Origin of the sequence: Deferribacter autotrophicus (assembly GCF_008362905.1) — a bacterium.
In the GTDB taxonomy this organism is placed as follows: domain Bacteria; phylum Chrysiogenota; class Deferribacteres; order Deferribacterales; family Deferribacteraceae; genus Deferribacter; species Deferribacter autotrophicus.
The window spans coordinates 297,005-315,896 of the sequence record NZ_VFJB01000004.1; the positions used below are offsets into that span (position 1 = coordinate 297,005).

At 34.5% G+C, this 18,892-nt stretch carries 20 protein-coding genes and 4 tRNA genes; 3 read left to right on the top strand and 21 right to left on the bottom strand.

Going from position 1 to position 18,892, the window contains the following annotated elements; all coding sequences use genetic code 11:
- Positions 1-9: 9 nt before the first annotated feature.
- Together FHQ18_RS05575 and FHQ18_RS05580 are read right to left on the bottom strand one after the other, a co-directional pair.
- On the bottom strand, positions 10-651 hold the full coding sequence (locus tag FHQ18_RS05575) for a protein-L-isoaspartate(D-aspartate) O-methyltransferase (protein ID WP_246798658.1): 642 nt from the start codon (positions 649-651) through the stop codon (positions 10-12).
- Between the two features lie 2 nt (positions 652-653).
- Positions 654-1,817 carry a nicotinate phosphoribosyltransferase gene (locus tag FHQ18_RS05580; protein ID WP_149266180.1) on the bottom strand — a complete coding sequence of 388 codons (1,164 nt, stop codon included), beginning with the start codon at positions 1,815-1,817 and terminating at the stop codon, positions 654-656.
- Positions 1,818-2,407: 590 nt separating this feature from the next.
- Between FHQ18_RS05580 and FHQ18_RS05585 the strand changes: the two genes are divergently transcribed.
- From FHQ18_RS05585 to FHQ18_RS12615, 3 genes are read left to right on the top strand one after another with little or no spacing between them, the layout of a single operon-like run.
- A complete protein-coding gene (locus tag FHQ18_RS05585) occupies positions 2,408-3,547 on the top strand; it encodes a glycosyltransferase (protein WP_149266181.1) in 1,140 nt (379 codons plus the stop codon).
- A gap of 10 nt (positions 3,548-3,557) precedes the next feature.
- Positions 3,558-4,493, top strand: coding sequence for a glycoside hydrolase family 130 protein (locus FHQ18_RS05590; protein ID WP_149266182.1), 936 nt, complete (start codon positions 3,558-3,560; stop codon positions 4,491-4,493).
- A complete protein-coding gene (locus tag FHQ18_RS12615) occupies positions 4,493-4,660 on the top strand; it encodes a hypothetical protein (protein ID WP_188020350.1) in 168 nt (55 codons plus the stop codon). The genes FHQ18_RS05590 and FHQ18_RS12615 overlap by 1 nt, the downstream gene beginning before the upstream one ends.
- 14 nt (positions 4,661-4,674) lie before the next feature.
- Here the strand turns inward: FHQ18_RS12615 and rpsU are convergent, their stop codons facing one another.
- From rpsU to FHQ18_RS05685, 19 genes are all read right to left on the bottom strand, one after another.
- Entirely contained in the window at positions 4,675-4,893 is a 219-nt protein-coding gene (gene rpsU / locus FHQ18_RS05595; RefSeq protein ID WP_149266183.1) for a 30S ribosomal protein S21, read from the bottom strand.
- Between the two features lie 24 nt (positions 4,894-4,917).
- On the bottom strand, positions 4,918-7,230 hold the full coding sequence (gene lon, locus FHQ18_RS05600) for an endopeptidase La (protein ID WP_149266184.1): 2,313 nt from the start codon (positions 7,228-7,230) through the stop codon (positions 4,918-4,920).
- A 106-nt stretch (positions 7,231-7,336) separates the two neighbouring features.
- Complete coding sequence (clpX, locus tag FHQ18_RS05605) at positions 7,337-8,569, bottom strand: ATP-dependent Clp protease ATP-binding subunit ClpX (RefSeq protein WP_149266185.1); 1,233 nt, start codon at positions 8,567-8,569, stop codon at positions 7,337-7,339.
- A gap of 70 nt (positions 8,570-8,639) precedes the next feature.
- Positions 8,640-9,227 (bottom strand): ATP-dependent Clp endopeptidase proteolytic subunit ClpP, encoded by a 588-nt coding sequence (gene clpP, locus FHQ18_RS05610; protein WP_149266186.1) that lies wholly within the window; start codon positions 9,225-9,227, stop codon positions 8,640-8,642.
- Positions 9,228-9,229: 2 nt separating this feature from the next.
- The gene (gene tig / locus FHQ18_RS05615; RefSeq protein WP_149266187.1) at positions 9,230-10,597 is read right to left on the bottom strand and encodes a trigger factor; all 1,368 of its coding nucleotides are present in this window, start codon (positions 10,595-10,597) and stop codon (positions 9,230-9,232) included.
- A gap of 37 nt (positions 10,598-10,634) precedes the next feature.
- A tRNA-Gly gene (locus tag FHQ18_RS05620) sits at positions 10,635-10,707 on the bottom strand.
- Positions 10,708-10,723: 16 nt separating this feature from the next.
- Positions 10,724-10,805: transfer RNA gene (locus FHQ18_RS05625), tRNA-Leu, on the bottom strand.
- 15 nt (positions 10,806-10,820) lie between these two features.
- A tRNA-His gene (locus FHQ18_RS05630) sits at positions 10,821-10,893 on the bottom strand.
- A gap of 11 nt (positions 10,894-10,904) precedes the next feature.
- Positions 10,905-10,978 (bottom strand) — tRNA-Arg (locus FHQ18_RS05635).
- Positions 10,979-11,035: 57 nt separating this feature from the next.
- Positions 11,036-11,332, bottom strand: a complete 297-nt coding sequence (locus FHQ18_RS05640) for an ArsR/SmtB family transcription factor (RefSeq protein ID WP_149266188.1) — start codon at positions 11,330-11,332, stop codon at positions 11,036-11,038.
- 78 nt (positions 11,333-11,410) lie between these two features.
- On the bottom strand, positions 11,411-12,001 hold the full coding sequence (locus tag FHQ18_RS05645) for a MarC family protein (RefSeq protein ID WP_149266189.1): 591 nt from the start codon (positions 11,999-12,001) through the stop codon (positions 11,411-11,413).
- Positions 12,001-12,411: a SoxR reducing system RseC family protein gene (locus FHQ18_RS05650; protein WP_149266190.1), complete on the bottom strand. Its 411-nt coding sequence runs from the start codon at positions 12,409-12,411 to the stop codon at positions 12,001-12,003. The genes FHQ18_RS05645 and FHQ18_RS05650 overlap by 1 nt, the downstream gene beginning before the upstream one ends.
- Positions 12,401-13,645, bottom strand: a complete 1,245-nt coding sequence (locus FHQ18_RS05655) for a M48 family metallopeptidase (protein ID WP_149266191.1) — start codon at positions 13,643-13,645, stop codon at positions 12,401-12,403. The genes FHQ18_RS05650 and FHQ18_RS05655 overlap by 11 nt, the downstream gene beginning before the upstream one ends.
- 3 nt (positions 13,646-13,648) lie before the next feature.
- On the bottom strand, positions 13,649-14,089 hold the full coding sequence (locus FHQ18_RS05660; protein ID WP_149266192.1) for a DMT family transporter: 441 nt from the start codon (positions 14,087-14,089) through the stop codon (positions 13,649-13,651).
- A 25-nt stretch (positions 14,090-14,114) separates the two neighbouring features.
- Entirely contained in the window at positions 14,115-15,377 is a 1,263-nt protein-coding gene (locus tag FHQ18_RS05665) for a glycerate kinase type-2 family protein (RefSeq protein ID WP_149266193.1), read from the bottom strand.
- A complete protein-coding gene (locus tag FHQ18_RS05670; protein WP_188020351.1) occupies positions 15,374-16,027 on the bottom strand; it encodes an SAM-dependent methyltransferase in 654 nt (217 codons plus the stop codon). Before FHQ18_RS05670 ends, FHQ18_RS05665 begins: the two co-directional genes overlap by 4 nt.
- A gap of 105 nt (positions 16,028-16,132) precedes the next feature.
- Entirely contained in the window at positions 16,133-17,410 is a 1,278-nt protein-coding gene (gene serS, locus FHQ18_RS05675) for a serine--tRNA ligase (protein ID WP_149266195.1), read from the bottom strand.
- Positions 17,411-18,124 carry a tetratricopeptide repeat protein gene (locus FHQ18_RS05680; protein ID WP_149266196.1) on the bottom strand — a complete coding sequence of 238 codons (714 nt, stop codon included), beginning with the start codon at positions 18,122-18,124 and terminating at the stop codon, positions 17,411-17,413.
- Between the two features lie 5 nt (positions 18,125-18,129).
- Positions 18,130-18,876, bottom strand: coding sequence for an outer membrane protein assembly factor BamD (locus FHQ18_RS05685; protein WP_149266197.1), 747 nt, complete (start codon positions 18,874-18,876; stop codon positions 18,130-18,132).
- Positions 18,877-18,892: the final 16 nt, after the last annotated feature.

Consider the following 18,892-nt stretch of genomic DNA (forward strand, 5'->3'; position numbering starts at 1 on the left):
TTCCTCCCTCTATTCTTTAAACCCTTTTTCGCCTCTTAGAGGAACAAAAACACAACCAAAATATACCTCTTTAACTATTTCATTGTTTATCTTTTCATATTTTACAAGCTGCTGTGTATATCTTGGTCCTTCAGGTGCTACAATACACCCACCATCTTTTAATTGATCAAATAACTCTAAAGGAACCTCTTCTATGGCCGCAGTAATTACAATCTTATCATAAGGAGCAAATTCCTCCAAACCGATACTACCATCCCCACAAATAACTTCCACATTATCTATTCCTGCTTTCTCTAGATTATTCCTTGCAAACTCTGCAAGTTCTGGTACCAACTCAACGGAATAAACAAACTTGCATAATCTTGAAGCAATGGCCGCCTGATATCCTGAGCCACTTCCAATTTCCAGCAAAATATCATTTTTATGAAGGTTAAGAATCTCTGTCATTTTAGCTACCATATAAGGCTGGGATATGGTTTGACCATAACCTATAGGCAGGGGCGAATCATCATAAGCACTATATCTATATTTCTCAAGAACAAAAAGCTCTCTCGGTATTTGCAAAAAGGTTTCAAGGACCTTCTCATCCCTTACATCCCTGCCAGCTAACTGCACCTCAACCATTTCTTGGCGTAACTTTTTAAAATCCACCGTCACGTTAAAAACCTTCTCAATCCTTCATATTGTGACAAAACTCTATTTCTAATATCCTCAATATCCTCCTTAATCAATATTTTACCATTTTCCATCACCTTTTTTGTAATCATTTTCATTTTCTCGCCACAATCACAAAACAATTCTATGTCCTTTTTCATAGAATAGGTCTGATTTAAACATCTATCACACTGATACACATATTTAAAACCAGACATTTTACCCTTTTTACTTAAAGGCTTGCCATCAACTTCCACAATATCCATAGAATAATCCATAACCTTGGCATTGGAAATACTTGTCCCCACCCCAAAGCCATCTACAACAGATTTTAAATCTTTAATATTTTCTTCATCCAGTCCACCACTTGCAAAAAGTTTCACATGATTATAGCCTCTAATGTCCAATTCCCACCTTATCTCTTCAGCAATTTTCTTTAAACTCCCCCTCCTTGAGCTAGGGGTATCAAGACGTACACCATATAATCTTTCTTTCAAATATTCAGCCACCCTTAGTGTTTCAAATCTCTCATCACCAAAGGTATCTACCAATGCAATCCTTTTCACATCCTTATCAATATAAGCATCAAAGAGCTTCATCGTCTCTAGATTATCTCCAATTAGTATAATTAAAGCATGAGGAACAGTCCCTGAAGCCTCTTTACCGATCAGTTTCTCAGCAAAAACAACAGAAAATCCATCACAACCACCAATATAAGCATATTTATCTACCATACCCGAAATGGCAGGATGGACCCTTCTTGCTCCAAAACTCAATACAATTTTATCCTCTGCAGCAATCTTACACTTTGCTGCCTTCGTGGTAATACCTGATGAGTGACATATAAACCCCAATATAGCAGTCTCATATATTCCAAAATCAAGATAATTTCCTACTATCGTCATAACAGGAGTATTCTCAAAAAACACATTCCCTTCAGGAATGGCATACACATCCAAAGGTTTACCTTCTAATAATTTTAAAACATTATAAAGACCTGTAAATAACCCAAAAGGATATTCCTTTGGCATCCCTTTCTGTGCTACTTCCATTGCAACTTTCTTGTTAATGTTACATTTTCTTAATACCTCTTCGGTTCTCAAAAAATACACATCAGTGGTAAGCCCATTTAGAATATTCTCTTTTGTTGGTATATCAAACATAACCAATACTCCTTTCCTAATAAATTATATACTAAATTTGGAATTTGTGAATTATAAAATAAAATAGTTGCCACTGAAAAAGTGGCAACTATTTTATAATAATTAATTTATTTCAATTTCATCATAAAAATTCCCCTAGTTTTTGAATACTTTTCAGAACATAAAGGTGGCCCCCTTTAAAACTCCCCAAAAAAAGATAAAAACCTATTTATTATTTTTTGTACAACTTAGTTTTCTCTGTCAGAAAACTAAGTTAATGGATGAAAATTATAAAACATCAAGGATGTTGCACAATACACAAACAAATATACTGAAGATTAACTATATACTTAATATATTGATAATAAAAAGATTGCTTCGCTTACGCTCCTCGTAATGACAATAACATAAACGTCATTGCGAGGAGCGTAAGCGACGAAGCAATCTCTTTGTTTTTCAATGTGTTACAAAAATAAATGAACTCCTGTTGTGCAATATCCTTAACATCATTAATAATTAGTTCTCACTTCTTCAGTGAGAACTAAAATAGTGTTGAATTTTACTACTATTTTAATATCTTATTTACCGCAACCACATTAGGAGGGGAATAAATGAGAGTAGGTTTTATATCTACCTATCCTCCTATTGAATGTGGAATTGCTACTTACACCCAGTATTTAACCAATGCATTGGCAAAATTAAATACGGATATTTACATAATTTCTCATTATGGAGCAAACGGTAAAAACGTATTCCCTACCTTTGATTACAACGATCCAGATTTTGCAACAAAAACCTATTCCATGATGGTAAGATTCACTCCAGACATTGTGCATATTCAACATGAATTTGCTCTTTACAGTGGTAAATTTGGAACAAATGTTATTCCATTAATTCTAAACTTTAAATTATCAGAGATACCCGTTGTCACTACAATGCACACAGTTTATTCAGATATGTCAAAGGAACATAAAATCATAACAGAAGCTATACTGTACAGCTCTGATAAAATAATTGTTCATGAAAATTATCAAAAAGAAACCATCGAACAACTTTTTAATATTGACCTTTCAAAAAAGGTAGTTGTTATTCCTCATGGGGCAAGAAACATTGAACTTATTGTCAATGCAAAAAAAGAACTGCACCTTCCAGAAGATAAAATCGCTCTTCTGCAAATAGGTTATTTTAGACCTTCAAAAAATTTTGAAATAACAATTGAAGTTTTCAACCAATTAGCGGAAAAATATAAAAACATAATACTGATAATTGCAGGTAAAGTCCGCGGAATCGAACATAAAGATTACAGAGATAAACTTTTTAATCTCATTGAGCAGTCACCATTCAAGGATAGAATTTATCTTATAAGAGGTCAGCTATCCCAGAAAGCATTTGATACCGTACTATCAGCATCCGATATTGTAATTCTACCTTACAAAATAAACTCGCAAAGTGGGATACTCGCACACTGTTTAGCATTTGGAAAACCGGTTATCACAAGCCAGACCCCTTCCATGGTTCAGACCCTTGCAAAATCAAAGTCTGGATTTGCTTGCAACAGTTTTGAAGAATACCTTGAAAAAACTTCAATGTTAATTGATAATGAGCAATTAAGAAAAGATATGTCAAAAAATGCAAAAGACTATGTGAAAAATCATATTTCATGGGATATAATTGCAAAACTCCACTTAGACCTTTACGAATCACTTACAAGAACACCTATTCACCATCCTCACATAATTACACTTGATTAGGAGGCATACCATGGGAAAATTTGATATTTTCAAAAGGTATGAAAACAATCCGATTATTACAAGGGATCACATACCATACAGATGCAATACAGTGTTTAACGCTGCAGCATGCGAATTTAACGGTAAAATCGTTTTACTGCTCAGAGTTGAAGATGTAAATGGTCACAGTCATCTTACTCTTGCCTACTCTGACGACGGTTACAATTTTAAGGTGGAAGATAATCCATGGATTCTACCAAGCGATGAAGAACCTTTTGCCATATATGAAAAATATGGTGTTGAAGATCCAAGAATCACAAAAATAGGAGACACCTATTACATTACATATGTTGCTTTTGGCCCTTATGGGCCTCGTATCGGTATAGGTTTTACCAAAGATTTTACAACCTTTACAAGAATCGGTTTTGCTTCTGAAACGGATAATAAAGATGGTGTTCTCTTTCCTGAAAAAATAAATGGCAAATATTATCTTATAGATAGACCTGGAGGAATGGCTGGTGCCGGTGGTTCCCTATGGATAACTGAATCTCCAGATTTAATTCACTGGGGAAATGCAAAAGTTTTGATATCACCTGAGCCTGGGTGGGGAAATTACAAGCTAGGTGCATCAACTCCACCTATCAAAACTGAGAAGGGGTGGCTCCTTCTCTACCACGGAGTAAGAAAAACTGCAGGAGGGAATTTATACAGAGTGGGAGCATTACTGTTAGATTTAGAAAAACCATGGGAAGTTGTTAGATATACTCCCCATTTTATTTTTGCTCCAAGAGAATTGTATGAAAGGATTGGGGATGTGCCAAATGTTGTATTCCCATGCGGCTGGATTGTAAAAAACGATAAAGTATTGATATACTACGGTGCAGCTGACACATATATATGTGTTGCAGAGACACAACTAGAAAAAATAGTGGAAAATTGTACAGCTGTCCCAAAGGAGTGTTACTGATGGATGAAAAAACCAAAGCAGAAATATTAAGAAAAAAATACCTCTACAAAGAACTTTTATTAAAAGGAAAAATTAAAAATATTTCCATAGAAAATGCAAAAAAACTTGCAGGTGTTGATACTGCCTATCACTTATACCAGAATCTAAACATAAAAAAAAGCCCTTAAAAAAGGGCTTTTTTTTAATAGTACTTATATTTCTCTTTGAGCTTTCTGATAAGCTTTTGCTGCTTCCTTCTTGCCTTGAGAAGCTTCTTTCTTCTTACTTCTGTTGGTTTTTCATAATAAGTATGGCGTTTAATTTCACGAATCAGACCTTCTCTTTCAACCTTCTTTTTAAGAAGCTTCAAGGCAGAATCGATATTATCGCCATCAACCTTAACAATAGCGTTTACAGCCAACTAAATCACCCCTTTTCTTTTATTTTATTTTTTTAAAACTAATTTAAATACTTCATCAATATTTTTCACTAAGTGGAAGCGGATATTCTCCTTAACATCAGACGGTATATCTGTCAAGTCTTTCTTATTTTCTTCAGGCAAAATTACATCTTTTAGTTTTGCTCTGTGTGCAGCTAGCACCTTCTCTTTGATTCCACCTACTGGTAACACTTTTCCACGTAATGTAATCTCCCCTGTCATAGCAATTCTACAATTGACAGGTCTATCCGTAAGGGCAGACATAATGGCAGTCGCAATTGTAATACCTGCTGAAGGTCCATCCTTTGGAACAGCACCTTCTGGCACATGTATATGCATATCAAAATCTTTAAACTTATAATCAGGTATACCGTACTTGCCAGCTCTACTCTTTACAACTGTTAGAGCAGCCTGAGCAGATTCCTGCATAACTTCACCAATTTGACCAGTGATAGTCATTTTACCATTGCCATCAAAAATTGCCACTTCTGTCTGTAATATTTCTCCACCATAAGGTGTCCATGCAAGTCCTGTCGCCACTCCTACCTCAAAGTCTTCTTCCACCTCTTCAACTCTAAATTTCTTTACACCCAGATATTTCTCTATATTTTTTGCACTTATTACCACCTGCTTTAACTTCTCATTACTTACAAGCTTTTTAACCCCTTTCCTAACAAGGGCAGCTATTTCCCTCTCCAAATTTCTGACACCTGCTTCCCTTGTGTAATACCAAATCACATTGTAAATGGCTGAATCAGTTATTTTTATTTTTTCATCCTCAATGGAATGCTCTTTAAGTTGTTTGGGAATCAAAAATTTCTTCGCAATATTAAACTTTTCACTTTCTGTATATCCAGAAATTTGTATCACTTCCATTCTGTCAAGAAGTGCAGAAGGTATCGTTTCTGTAGTATTTGCTGTTGTTATAAAAAATACCTTTGAGAGATCAAATTCAACTTCGAGGTAATGATCCATAAATGCACTATTCTGCTCAGGATCAAGAGCTTCAAGCAGAGCAGAAGCTGGATCTCCTCTAAAATCAGAACCAAGTTTATCAATCTCATCCAAAAGAAAAACAGGATTCATACTTTTTGCTTTTCTCATTGACTGAATCAATTTCCCTGGAAGTGCACCGATGTATGTTCTTCTATGCCCTCTTATTTCTGCTTCATCCCTTACACCACCTAAACTTATACGAACAAATTTACGCCCCAAGGACTCAGCAATCGATTTAGCTAGAGAAGTTTTCCCCACTCCAGGAGGACCAACAAAGCACAGAATTGGACCTTTAATATCCGGAGATACCTTTCTAACTGCAAGAAACTCTAATATCCTTTCCTTAACCTTCTCCAAACCATAGTGATCTCTATCTAAAATTTCCTCTGCTTTCTTAATATCTATTTTATCCTCAGTGTATATCCCCCAAGGCAAACTTGTAAGCCAATCAAGATAATTCCTCACAACTGTTGACTCAGCACTCATCGGAGGCATTATTTTTAATTTTTTCAACTCACGTTCTGCCTTTTCCCGTACTTCATCAGGCATATCCAGACTTTTAATCTTGGATTCCAATTCTTCCAGATCTGCCTTTAAATCATCATCTCTACCAAGTTCCTTTTGTATAGCTTTTATTTGCTCATTGAGATAATACTCTCTTTGAGCTTTCGACATCTGTGCCTTAACTCTGTGTTTTATCCTCTCATCAATCTTTGCAATCTCTATCTCTGTTTGCAATATTTCTATAAGTTTTTCAGCTCGCTCTTCCACAATATTTATATCTAAAATAGTTTGCAGCTCATTAAGCCTAAATTGTAAATTTGAAGCAATGAGATACACAAGTTTATTCAGGTCACTAATATCTTTTAAGGTATCATAGATATCAGCTGGAATTTTCTTGGAAATTTTCATGTATTCTTCAAAAGTTTTTAAAAGTGTTTCCTTCAATGGGGCCAAGACAGATTCATTCAAAACTTCATCTAACAACTCTTCCACTTCCACAAAAGTTGTTTCATCATCATCTATATAATTTACAATCCTGGCTCTCTTAACCCCTTCGACCAAAATTTTTATGGTATTATCTGGAAGTTTTAAAACCTGCAGTATTTCAGCAACAACACCAACTTCATATATATCGCCTTTTTTAGGTTTATCTATTTGTGAATCCTTTTGTAATGTTAAAAATATTCTTTTATCAGTTTCTTCCGCCACCTTTACAGCAGATACTGATTTTGGTCTTCCTACAAAAACAGGGACTATCATATATGGAAAAACAACTAAATCCCTTAAAGGAATTAAAGGGTACTGTTCAATCTGTGCCATATTTTACCTCTTTTGATTTTTTGAATAAATATCTTAGCAATGAGTTTTTTGACTTTTTTATGAACAGCAAAATTTGTTTAAGCTTAAAGCTGGCTTTATGCCAGCTTTAAGCTGATTCCTGTTTATTTTCAAACATTAGAATTGGCTCTGCCTGCTTATTAATAACATCTTCTGTTATAATACACTCTTGCAACCCTTCCATCGATGGAATTTTATACATCAAATCAAGCATAGCCTCTTCTATAATAGACCTCAACCCTCTTGCACCTGTCTTCCTTGCAATAGCCTTTTTGGCAATAGCTCTCAATGCACCTTGGGTGAAAGTAAGTTTCACATTGTCAAACTTAAATATCTCCTGAAACTGCTTAACAAGTGAATTCTTAGGCTCCACAAGTATCTTAATTAACGCATCTTCATCAAGATCTTGCAATGTAGCAATTACAGGTAATCTGCCCACAAATTCTGGGATTAAACCATATTTAATCAAATCTTCAGGCTGAACTTCCTTTAAAATCTCATCCCTTGTCATATCACTTGTGCTTTTTATATCAGTACCAAAGCCAAGGGTCTTCTTACCGATTCTTCTCTTAATCACATCTTCAAGACCAGCAAATGCTCCACCACAAATAAAAAGTATATTTGTAGTATCAATCTGAATATACTCCTGATGAGGATGCTTCCTTCCACCCTGAGGAGGGATATTTGCCACAGTCCCTTCAATAATTTTTAATAACGCTTGTTGAACACCTTCTCCACTAACATCCCTCGTAATTGAAGGGCTATCAGTTTTTCTGGATATTTTATCAATCTCATCTATGAAAATTATCCCTTTTGAAGCCCTTTCTACATCATAATCTGCAGCCTGAATAAGCTTCAGCACCACATTTTCAACATCCTCACCCACATAACCTGCTTCAGTAAGGGTAGTTGCATCAGCAATGGCAAATGGAACATTTAAAATCTTTGCAAGTGTTCTAGCAAGAAGTGTTTTACCTGTCCCAGTGGGACCCATCATCAAAATATTTGATTTTTCAATCTCAACATCTGACTTAGCACCAAAAAGTATCCTTTTATAATGGTTGTATACAGCTACACTTAAAACCTTCTTAGCATCTTCCTGCCCAACAACATATTCATCAAGCTTAGCTTTGATTTCCTCAGGTCTAAGAAGCTTTATCTCTTTATCTTTATCTTCTTCAGTTATATCTTCATGTAAAATTTCTGAACACAACTCTACACATTCATCGCAAATATATACATTGGGACCTGCAATCAACTTTTTAACTTCATCCTGATGCTTACCACAGAATGAACAATATAAATTTTCCTTGTTTTTCATAGATTACACCTCATTAATAAGAACTGTTTTGAAACACTCTAAATAGAAAATAGAGAAAAAAGCTATAATATCAACCCCTTTTTTCTATACATTCGTCAATAAGGCCATATTCTTTAGCCTCAATGGCACTCATAAAAAAGTCTCTATCAGAATCCTTGTCTATCTGCTTCTCACTTTTGCCTGTATTTTCGGCTAAGATTCTATTTATCATTTTTTTCATTCTTAATATTTCCTGGGCATGAATTTCAATATCTTTAGCCTGCCCCTGAAATCCACCAAGAGGTTGATGTATCATAATCCTTGCATGTGGTAGAGCAAACCTTTTACCTTTCGCTCCACTTGATAAAAGTACAGCAGCCATACTTGCAGCCTGACCGATACAAATTGTAGTTACATCAGGCTTGATATAATTCATTGTATCATAAATTGCCAAACCACTAGTAATTACTCCGCCAGGGCTATTTATATAAAGATAAATATCCTTATCTGGATCCTCAGCTTCCAAAAACAACATTTGAGCTATAACAACATTCGCCACATTATCATCTATTGTAGTCCCTATAAAAATGATCCTGTCTTTGAGCAATCTTGAGTAAATATCGTAAGCTCTTTCACCTCTACCAGTTTGCTCAATGACATAAGGAATATAAAAACTCATAATCACTCACCTTTACTTTCTTCAGGTTGATTTTTATTTTCCTCTTTTTCTTTATTCATCTTTTCTCTTTCTTCTTTAGTAATAATCTTTTCTTCAATCTTATTTTTACTAAAAAGGAATTCAAATATCTTATCTGTCAGAATATTATTTTTCAAATTGTTGATTCCACCAAATCTCTCAAGCTCTTTTTTGTATTCATCAACATTTCTTTTAAGTTTATTAGCCAACTCTTCAATTTTTTTATCAACTTCTTCATCAGTTACTTCAATTTTCTCTTTCTCAGCAATTTTATTTAAAATAAGTGCACTTTTAATCTGCTTTTCAGCGAGATTCCAGTACTCTTCAATAAGTTTATCTTTATTCAATCCAAGCTGATCAGGGTTTACTCCATACATATATTGATACTGCTGCAGAGTCTGCGTAGCAAGTCTCTCAGCCTGATCCCTAACAAGAGTGTCAGGCACATCAAAAGGATTTTCTTCTATCAGCTTTTCAATAATTTTGTCATACAGGTTTTCTTTTGCAATTTGCTCAGTTTCTTCTTCAAGATCCTTTCTCACTTTTGCCTTTAAATCTTCAAGGGTCTCACACTCTTCATCAACATCTTTAGCAAAATCATCATTAAGCTCAGGCTCAACTTTTCTTTTCACTTCTTTAACACTGATTTTAAAAACTGCCTTTTTCCCAGCAAGACTTTTTTCAAAATAATCTTCAGGGAATGTAACCTCTACTTCAAACTCATCCCCTTTTTTATGGCCAATAATCCCTTTCTCAAACTCTTCTAGCAATGTCTTTGAGCCCACAACAAAGCTGTAATCCTTAGCACTTCCTCCATCAAAAGGCTCACCATCAATAAACCCTTCAAAATCTATAACAACCATATCACCATCTTGCACTTCAGCATCATCTGCAGGTTCATATGATATATTTTGCATTCTTAATTTTTCTAAAACTTTATCAACATCCTCATCTGCAACTTCATCCTTTTCCTTAACAAACTCATACCCTTCATATTTCTCTACATCATACTCTGGAAAAACATCCACATAAACTTTAAAAGTAATAGGTTCCCCTTCTTCAAAATTGACATCTCTTACATCTGGAGAATTAAGCGGATTAATTTTATGCTCACTCAAAGCTTGCACAATTGATTCATTTATAACCTTTTCAAGAGCATTCACACTTATACGATGTTTAAATTGTTTTAAAACTACACTTTTTGGTGCTTTTCCTTTTCTAAAACCAGGGATATTCACCGTAGGTGCAATTTTTCTATATTCAGCTTCAAAAGCTTCATTATATTTTTCCACAGGAATTTCAATAGATAGTTCTTTTTGTGATTTTTCAGCGTTTTTTACTTCAACTTTCATAATCTCCCCTTTTCAACAGGATTTTTATATAGAAAAAAGCGGGTGACGGGACTCGAACCCGCGACCTCAACCTTGGCAAGGTCACGCTCTACCAACTGAGCTACACCCGCTTAATTCGCACCCTTATGCGAGTGGAGGGACTCGAACCCCCACGCCGGGTGGCACTAGATCCTAAGTCTAGCGCGTCTACCAGTTCCGCCACACTCGCAAAAAAAATAATAAGGGTGAGTGACGGGACTTGAACCCGCGACCGCTGGGGCCACAACCCAGTGCTCTACCAACTGAGCTACACCCACCACAAAAAAAACGCGCCCAGGAGGACTCGAACCTCCAACCTACGGATTAGAAGTCCGTTGCTCTATCCTGTTGAGCTATGGGCGCATTGCATTTCGGACTGATATCAATAGCAAAACAAAATAATGTTGTCAACTAAATTTTTCATTTACAACTTGGATCGACACCTGTTACTTCGATTAGCTTTTCTACAATAGCTTTTACATCCTCATCTACCACATAGTAACAAACTGTAGTTCCTTCTCTTTTACAATCAAGTATCCCTTTATTTTTCAAAGCAATTAGATGTTGACTTGTGGTAGCTTGAGGGATCTTTAAACCTTCACAAATTTTAGAAACATTACATTCATTATTCAATAAACCAATAACAATCTGCAATCTTACTGGATGTCCAAGTACTTTGAATTTTTCTGCATAAGTTTCCAGCCATTTTTTATCCATTTAAACCCCCAACATCTGAATATGCAAGTATATAAATATTAAATATGCAAATCAATAAAAACTTACACACCCATTTGTTTAATATGTGCTAATTACCCCTATAATGCCTTCTCTAATATAATGCACGGAGATTGCTGCAAGGATCAAACCAACAACCTTTGTAATAACATTTGTAACATTTTTCCCTAAAAGCTCCAAAATTTCTCTTCCAAAATACAATATCAAATAGGTAAAAACAAAAGATATTATACCTGAAATTAACGTAGGTATCACACCTACTGTCCCTGTCAATACTATCGTAGCGGTAACTACTCCAGGTCCTACCATTAACGGGGTAGCAAATGGCACAACACCAGTCCCTGCGCTACTATACTGCTTTTCATCATTACCAAAAATAATCTGAATGGAAATCAGCAGAAAAAGCAATCCACCGGCCACTCTAAAATCATGTACATCTATACCAAAAAGCCATAAGATACTGCTACCGGCAATCGTAAAAATACCAAGTAAAATAAAACCAACCAATACCGATTTATTTAAAAGACTTTTCCTTTCAGAAACCGTCATCCCACTCGTGAGCGCCATATACACTGGAACAAGTCCAATAGGATCAATCACCAAAAAAAGCGTTGTTATTGATTTAAAATACAAAATTAAAAATTCTTTCATCACACCTTCTCTATTTTTATATCTATTTTCTTTTTTCCATAAACCATCTTTAAAAGTATAAAATATATTATCACACCAAAAAGAGAAAAAGCGGGAGTAAAAATTTCAGAAAAACTAAAAATTTTCGTTATAATACCACCTATAATCGCAAAAACAAGCAAAATAGCAATAGGCAGAATATAAACAAGTAAAGCCGACTTTAAAACCGTTTTATCCTCTATATAAACCTTTACCGTATCTCCCACATCTATACCATCAATCAAATCAAAATCAAACACATTGGACTCTTCTGTAATTCCACAACTATCTTTATGCTCGCAGGCATGGCACCCAAGTTGTTTACCAAACTGTATAAACATTCTTCGATTTTCAATTTTGACAACCGTACCCGTATGCTCTTTAAACGCCATATGATTCTAACCTTTTTATCCTTTCCAACAAGGGTGGATGCGAATAGTTCAAGAAAACATATAATGGGTGGGGAAAAGGGTTTGAAAGATTATCCTTATGTAACTTTATTAAAGCACTCTTCAAAGTCATCCCACCTTTCAACAATTTTGCAGCAAAACTGTCCGCTTCAAATTCATGTTTTCTTGAAATACTCATAAAAATTGGTGAAATAATAAATTTAAACGGTGCAAAGAGTAATGTCACAAGGAATAATCCGATAAAAATCGATTTATCAAAGCCAAACCAGAGATAAATAAAGTCTTTATTTATCACAAAATAGGTAAGTAAAAACGATATTAAAATCATTATAAATGAAATAAATAGATTCTTTAAAATATGTTTCATTTTAAAATGACCAAGCTCATGAGCAAGAACTGCCAATAGCTCATCTACGGATAGTTTATCAATAAGAGTATCAAATAACACCACCCTTTTCTTCTTTCCAAATCCGGAAAAGTATGCATTACTATGAGTGCTTCTTTTAGAAGCATCCATTTTAACAACCTCACTAATATCAAAACCGCTTTTTTCAGATAAATCTTTTATACCATCAATTAACTCTTCATCATCGATCGGCTCAAACCTATTAAATAAAGGGGCAATTAATACTGGATAAATATAGTTTAAAAACAGTATAAAAATATAAGTGAAAATAGATGCTATCAACCACCAACTTCGCGGAAAAATCTCAATAATCTTTATTATGACAAAAAGTAAAATGGAAGAAATAATACCGCCAATTATTGTACCTAAAAATAAATCCCTGAAGAAAAGAGAAAAAGACATTTTATTAAAACCGTATTTTTCTTCCACCACAAACTGCCTATAAAGAGAAAAAGGTAAACTTATTAAACCGGTTATAAGCTGAATACTTCCTAAGAATAAAAGTGCTCTTATGAATTCACTTTCCGTATAATTCATAATTTTAGTTGCATACCATTGTATAATACCCGTGATAAAAATCACCAATAAAAAGAAAAGACTAACAAGAGATTCGACTATACCTACTTTGATTTTATCCCATTGGTAGTCAATGCTTCTTTTTAACTCATCACTTTTTAAAAAATCTGGGATAGCCCTTTTATCCCCATAAACAATTCTTCTTGCATATTTAATATTTACTATCTCAAGAAATATCTCAAAACTTTCTAATAAAACTATTATAAACAAAATTAAAAACCCTACACCTGTCATATCTCACCTGTTATATGTTAAAAAAATCACTCCAAGAAAGATCAATATAACCCCAAGAATATTAAAAAACGATACATGAAAAGCCGAAACATCAAAAGGATTGTATTTATCGATAATCAAGCCAAGGATTAACTGTACCGCTATAGTAATACTAAGTGCTGCACTGACACCTATTCTCGGCACAGAATAAGTGATAACAAAAACAAAAAATGCTCCCAATACTCCACCACTCAAATACAAAATAGGCACCTCGGAAATATTTTTGAGATTGCCAAACCCTTTAAAAAAGAGAAATAGAAGTAAGGTCAACGTCCCTACAAAAAAAGAGATAAAAGTACTTTCGAGAAACCCCGTATATTTGGCAAGTCTTGCATTTAACGATGCCTGTAATGAAACAAACGTCCCTGCAATAAATAACAAAAACATTACAAGATACTTGCTCATCTTAAAAAAATTCCTTTCATATTTATTATTTCACCACTAAAACCGTCAAATCACAAACGTTTGTCCCTGTAGGTCCAGTCTTAATCAATCCACCCACTTTGTCAAAAAAATGGTAAGAATCACATTTTGTCAAGTAGTTTTCCACATCTATCCCGCTTTCTATAACTTTTTGCCAGACAGAAAAGTCGATTAAAGCACCTGCTGCATCAGTGGGACCATCTATGCCATCCGTTCCCACACTTGCAAAAATAGTATGTTTATCAAAAGAAGAAATCGCATGTAAAAATGACAAAACCATATGCTGATTTCTTCCACCAAGCCCATTCCCCGATACATTTACGGTAGATTCTCCACCAGCTACTACAGCTACGGGACGTTTTAGAGGGAATCCATCTTCAACAATATTTTTATATATACCTGCAAACATCTGACCTATGGTTTCCGCATCCCCCTGATAATTTGATGTAAGCTTAATAACAGCAAAACCTTCTTTTTCCAACTTATCCGATAAAAAATTTAAAGCAATCTTATTGCTACCGATAACAAAATGCTTAACCTTTTTATCAAGAATATTATCTTCCTTTAAAATTAATTTAAGCAGTTTGTCATCTAACAATTCATAAAGATTATACTTTTCTACAACTTTTTTTACATCATCTACTGTAGGATAAAGAGGCGCAGAACCGATAAAACCAAGCTCATCCCCCACTACGTCGGAAAGAACAAGTGTAACAACTTCACACTTTATATATTTTAGTAATTTCCCCCCTTTAACCTTAGACAGTTTCTTCCTGATACTGTTTAACTCTTTTATATTCAACCCCAAATCCATCAGTTTTTTTGTTATTAAACTAATCTCTTCAATATCTATACCATCTTCCGGTAGCTCTAGAAGTGCTGATGTGCCACCACTCAACAAATAAATTACCAGATCACTTTCGGCCGTATTTTCTAAATAATCCAACATCTCTTTAGTGGCATTTACACTTTTAATGTCAGGATACGGATGTGATCCAACCACAACTTTTAATCTATCAAGCTTTTCATAAAAGTTGGAAACAATAACACCTCCAGCAATTCTATCCTTCAGGAGCTTCTCCAGCGCCTTTGCCATGAATATTGAGCCTTTTCCACTACCCAAGACGTGGATCTTCCTGTCACCAACCTCAAACTTTTCTTCACCAATTTGAAGAATATCCCCCTGTAAATCCACATAATTGGTTATAAGATTATCAGGTCTTACAAAATTTATCGTATCACTAATAGCATTCAAAAGAATTTCTCTCATTTCTTAATACCTTCCATAACAATAACAAAAGGAGCTTTTTTTACATCATTTAACATTTTACTAACATCTTTTGGAAAGCCTCTAAACGTCTTTTCATCTGGCATCCCCAGATTAAAAGATATTGATATCCTTTTTTTCAAATATTGCAACTCATCCAAAACTCTTTTACAGGCATAAGGACGTTCCATCAACACAACTGTCTCTTTAAACCTCTCCAATTTCTTGAAGAAATTTTTTCTTTCATACCCCTTTTTTGGAGGAAAACCTGCAAAATAGAACCTTTCAGCATAAAAACCGGATACCGACAATGCAGCCATAATGGATGACGGCCCCGGCAAAGATAGCACTTCCACACCATTTTGATATGCCATATTTATAAGTTTATAACCGGGATCTGCCACCGAAGGTGTCCCGCAATCTGAAAAGAAAACTGCACTCTCCACCTTTTTTATCTCATCTAATGCAACCAGATAATCATCATCAACTGAGTGCTCATTTATTAAAAGGTAAGGCTTATCTCTCATTTTTAAAAAAGCAAGAAGTCTCACGGTAAATTTTTTCTCTTCACCAATGAACAAATCCACATTTTTTAAAATAGAAATTTGATACTCGGGAATTTCAGAATAATTTTGAGATAACGGCGTTGCCAAAACGTATAGTTTACACACAAAAACACCTTTTAAAGATTTTCACAGAGAAAAATAATCTCTCTCGATTTTTAATTTTTATAAACTTCTAAACCAACGGTTAACTTTTTAAGACGGCTTAATTACCTCTATACCATCCATATACTTTCTTAGCACTTCAGGAATTACCACAGAGCCATCTTTCTGCTGATAATTTTCTAATATAGCAAGAAAAGTTCTTCCCACAGCAAGCCCTGAACCATTTAGCGTATGAGGGTATTCTACCTTTTTAGTCTCTTTTCTCCTGAATTTAATATTTGCTCTCCTTGATTGAAAATCTTTGAAATTACTACATGAAGAAATCTCTTTATATGTACCAAGCCCAGGCAACCATACTTCTATATCGTAAGTTTTAGCTGCAGAAAAACCAATGTCACCGCTGCAAAGAGTCACCACTCTATATGGAATATTTAAAAGCTGCAATATTTCTTCTGCATTCTGTAAAAGTTTTTCAAGCTCTGTATCAGAATCTTCAGGTTTCACAATTTTTACAAGCTCTACCTTATTAAACTGATGCTGTCTAATTAACCCCCTCACATCTTTACCATGACTGCCAGCCTCTCTCCTAAAACATGGGGTATAAGCTGTCATATAAATAGGCATATCCTCCTCAGAAAGAATCTCATTAGCGTAAATATTTGTCACAGGCACCTCTGCGGTAGGTATGAGATAGAGATTATCCCTCTCACATTTGAAAAGTTCCTCTTCAAATTTTGGCAACTGCCCTGTTCCTGTCATTGTCTGTTCATTTACAAGGTAAGGTGGCATCACTTCTAGATAACCATTCTTCGTCTGAACATCTAACATAAAATTTATTAAAGCCCTCTCAAGCTTTGCACCAAGACCTTTGTAAAGAGAAAATCTTGACTTTGCTAATTTTACACCCCTTTCAAAATCAACAATATCAAGGGCTTCAGCAATATCCCAGTGAGGCTTTGGCTCAAAATCAAAATTTCTCTTTTCTCCCCATTCTCTGTATAATACATTATCATTCTCGTCTTCTCCAATAGGCACTGTATCATCAATAAGATTTGGTATTCTTAATAAAATATCCTTAATTTCAGATTCGATATTTTTCAGTTCTTCATCAAGTTTATCAATCTCAATCTTAATACTCTTTACTCTCTCCTCAATCTCCTTAGTATCCTCCCCTTTTCTTCTTAACATCCCTATCTGTTTTGAAACTTCATTGCGTTCTTTTTTATATTTTTCTACTGTTTGAATTATCTCTCTTCTTTTTTTATCAAGCTTCAAAATTTCATCAAAATCAATCTCCGTATACCCTCTTGCATGAGTCTTTTCTTTCACCAAGTCTATATTTGATACAATAAATCTTAAATCTAACACTTACTCTACCTCCTTTGCATTTTCTAAAAGGTAAAGGAATGCCTTTAACATTCTATTTTCAGGATTTATCTCTTTAGCTTTTTTCAAAGCATTAATACAAAACCCCAAGTATCCAAGCTTGTAATAGGCTATAGCCATATTAATAAGTGCTTCTACATAGTGAGGTTTTCTAATAAGTATCTCATCATACTGAACGATAGCTTCTTCAAGCCTCCCTAAATCCCTTAAAACATTGGCATATTCAAGTCTTATATCAGGAAAATCTGGAGCAAGCCTCAAAGCCTTTTCATACTCATTAGCAGCTTCTTCATAAAGAAAAAGGGATGTGTAACGATTCGCAATTTCAGCATGCATATTTGCTAACTTTCCTATACAATATTTATCAGCAATCCCTCTTACTTTCTCTGACTTTTTTAGGCTATCTAGATACTTTTCAGCCTTCTTAAACTCTCCAATGCTGTGCAAAATAACCACCAAATTAATCAAAGCTTCAGTGTAATAAGGATTCAGCTCTATAGCTTTTTTGTAGTGTTCGATAGCCCTATTCAAATCGTTTGAAGCATAATAGATATATCCGAGATAGTTATGTACATCAGCAAAATTATCATTAAATTTTAAAAACTCTTCAAAAAACTGTCTTGCTTTAACATAGTCTTTTGAAATATATTTCTCTTTCCCTTTCTCATAATAATAATAAGCTTTTTTTTCATTCATTGTCTTTACCCAATTTTCTTTTTAATATCCATCAGCAATTCATTAATCCCTGGTAACAGACGTGGTTCTTTCCTTGTTCTCAACAGATCTGTGAGGATAGACACCGCTTCAGCAGGTTTATTCAACTCAACTAAAACCTTTGCATAAAGAAGTGCTGCCTCGGGATATACTTTTGTGTCTTTATATTCTTTAATAATCTTTTCCAGTCTTAACAAAGAAGCTTTTTTCTTTCCAATCCTAACATAAAACTTTGCCACATAAAAGTTTTTCTCTGCTAGAAGGTCTCTTAAATGCTTTATTTTCTTATCCACTTCATACTGTTTAGCATACTCTGGATACTTCTCTCTCAACGTCAAAAACGTTTTATACGCATCTCTCGTATACGACTGGTCTCTATCAATAGGCTGTAACATCGCATAATACGAAAGTCCAAGCCTCAACAATGCACGTTTTGCATCTTCACTATTTTCATATAGTTCAAGATAAGATTTATATGCAGCAATAGCTTCATCATATTTTTCATCAAGGTAATAAGAATCTGCTAAAAAAAGTTGTGACTTTGCAGCAAGCTCAGGATTATTTGCTTTTTTCAACGCTTCTTCAAATAAAATAGCTGAATCTTCATACTTTTGCTTTTGAAAAAGTTGCAATCCTTCTTTAAAAAGTGTTGCTGCATCCTTTTCTTGCTCATGCTTCCCTGCACAAGAAATTACAAGAAATATTCCCAACAAAAATATTAATAATTTTTTCATACAGATACCTCATAAA

What these genes read in the sequence shown, in the direction of transcription:
- FHQ18_RS05665 (WP_149266193.1), bottom strand. Translation starts at nt 15,377, where the DNA reads ATGAGAGAAATTCTTTTGAATGCTATTAGTGATACGATAAATTTTGTA.
- FHQ18_RS05580 (WP_149266180.1), bottom strand. Translation starts at nt 1,817, where the DNA reads ATGTTTGATATACCAACAAAAGAGAATATTCTAAATGGGCTTACCACT.
- FHQ18_RS05685 (WP_149266197.1), bottom strand. Translation starts at nt 18,876, where the DNA reads ATGAAAAAATTATTAATATTTTTGTTGGGAATATTTCTTGTAATTTCT.
- FHQ18_RS05585 (WP_149266181.1), top strand. Translation starts at nt 2,408, where the DNA reads ATGAGAGTAGGTTTTATATCTACCTATCCTCCTATTGAATGTGGAATT.
- lon (WP_149266184.1), bottom strand. Translation starts at nt 7,230, where the DNA reads ATGGCACAGATTGAACAGTACCCTTTAATTCCTTTAAGGGATTTAGTT.
- clpX (WP_149266185.1), bottom strand. Translation starts at nt 8,569, where the DNA reads ATGAAAAACAAGGAAAATTTATATTGTTCATTCTGTGGTAAGCATCAG.
- FHQ18_RS12615 (WP_188020350.1), top strand. Translation starts at nt 4,493, where the DNA reads ATGGATGAAAAAACCAAAGCAGAAATATTAAGAAAAAAATACCTCTAC.
- FHQ18_RS05590 (WP_149266182.1), top strand. Translation starts at nt 3,558, where the DNA reads ATGGGAAAATTTGATATTTTCAAAAGGTATGAAAACAATCCGATTATT.
- FHQ18_RS05640 (WP_149266188.1), bottom strand. Translation starts at nt 11,332, where the DNA reads ATGGATAAAAAATGGCTGGAAACTTATGCAGAAAAATTCAAAGTACTT.
- FHQ18_RS05645 (WP_149266189.1), bottom strand. Translation starts at nt 12,001, where the DNA reads ATGAAAGAATTTTTAATTTTGTATTTTAAATCAATAACAACGCTTTTT.
- tig (WP_149266187.1), bottom strand. Translation starts at nt 10,597, where the DNA reads ATGAAAGTTGAAGTAAAAAACGCTGAAAAATCACAAAAAGAACTATCT.
- FHQ18_RS05680 (WP_149266196.1), bottom strand. Translation starts at nt 18,124, where the DNA reads ATGAATGAAAAAAAAGCTTATTATTATTATGAGAAAGGGAAAGAGAAA.
- clpP (WP_149266186.1), bottom strand. Translation starts at nt 9,227, where the DNA reads ATGAGTTTTTATATTCCTTATGTCATTGAGCAAACTGGTAGAGGTGAA.
- FHQ18_RS05655 (WP_149266191.1), bottom strand. Translation starts at nt 13,645, where the DNA reads ATGACAGGTGTAGGGTTTTTAATTTTGTTTATAATAGTTTTATTAGAA.
- FHQ18_RS05660 (WP_149266192.1), bottom strand. Translation starts at nt 14,089, where the DNA reads ATGAGCAAGTATCTTGTAATGTTTTTGTTATTTATTGCAGGGACGTTT.
- FHQ18_RS05650 (WP_149266190.1), bottom strand. Translation starts at nt 12,411, where the DNA reads ATGGCGTTTAAAGAGCATACGGGTACGGTTGTCAAAATTGAAAATCGA.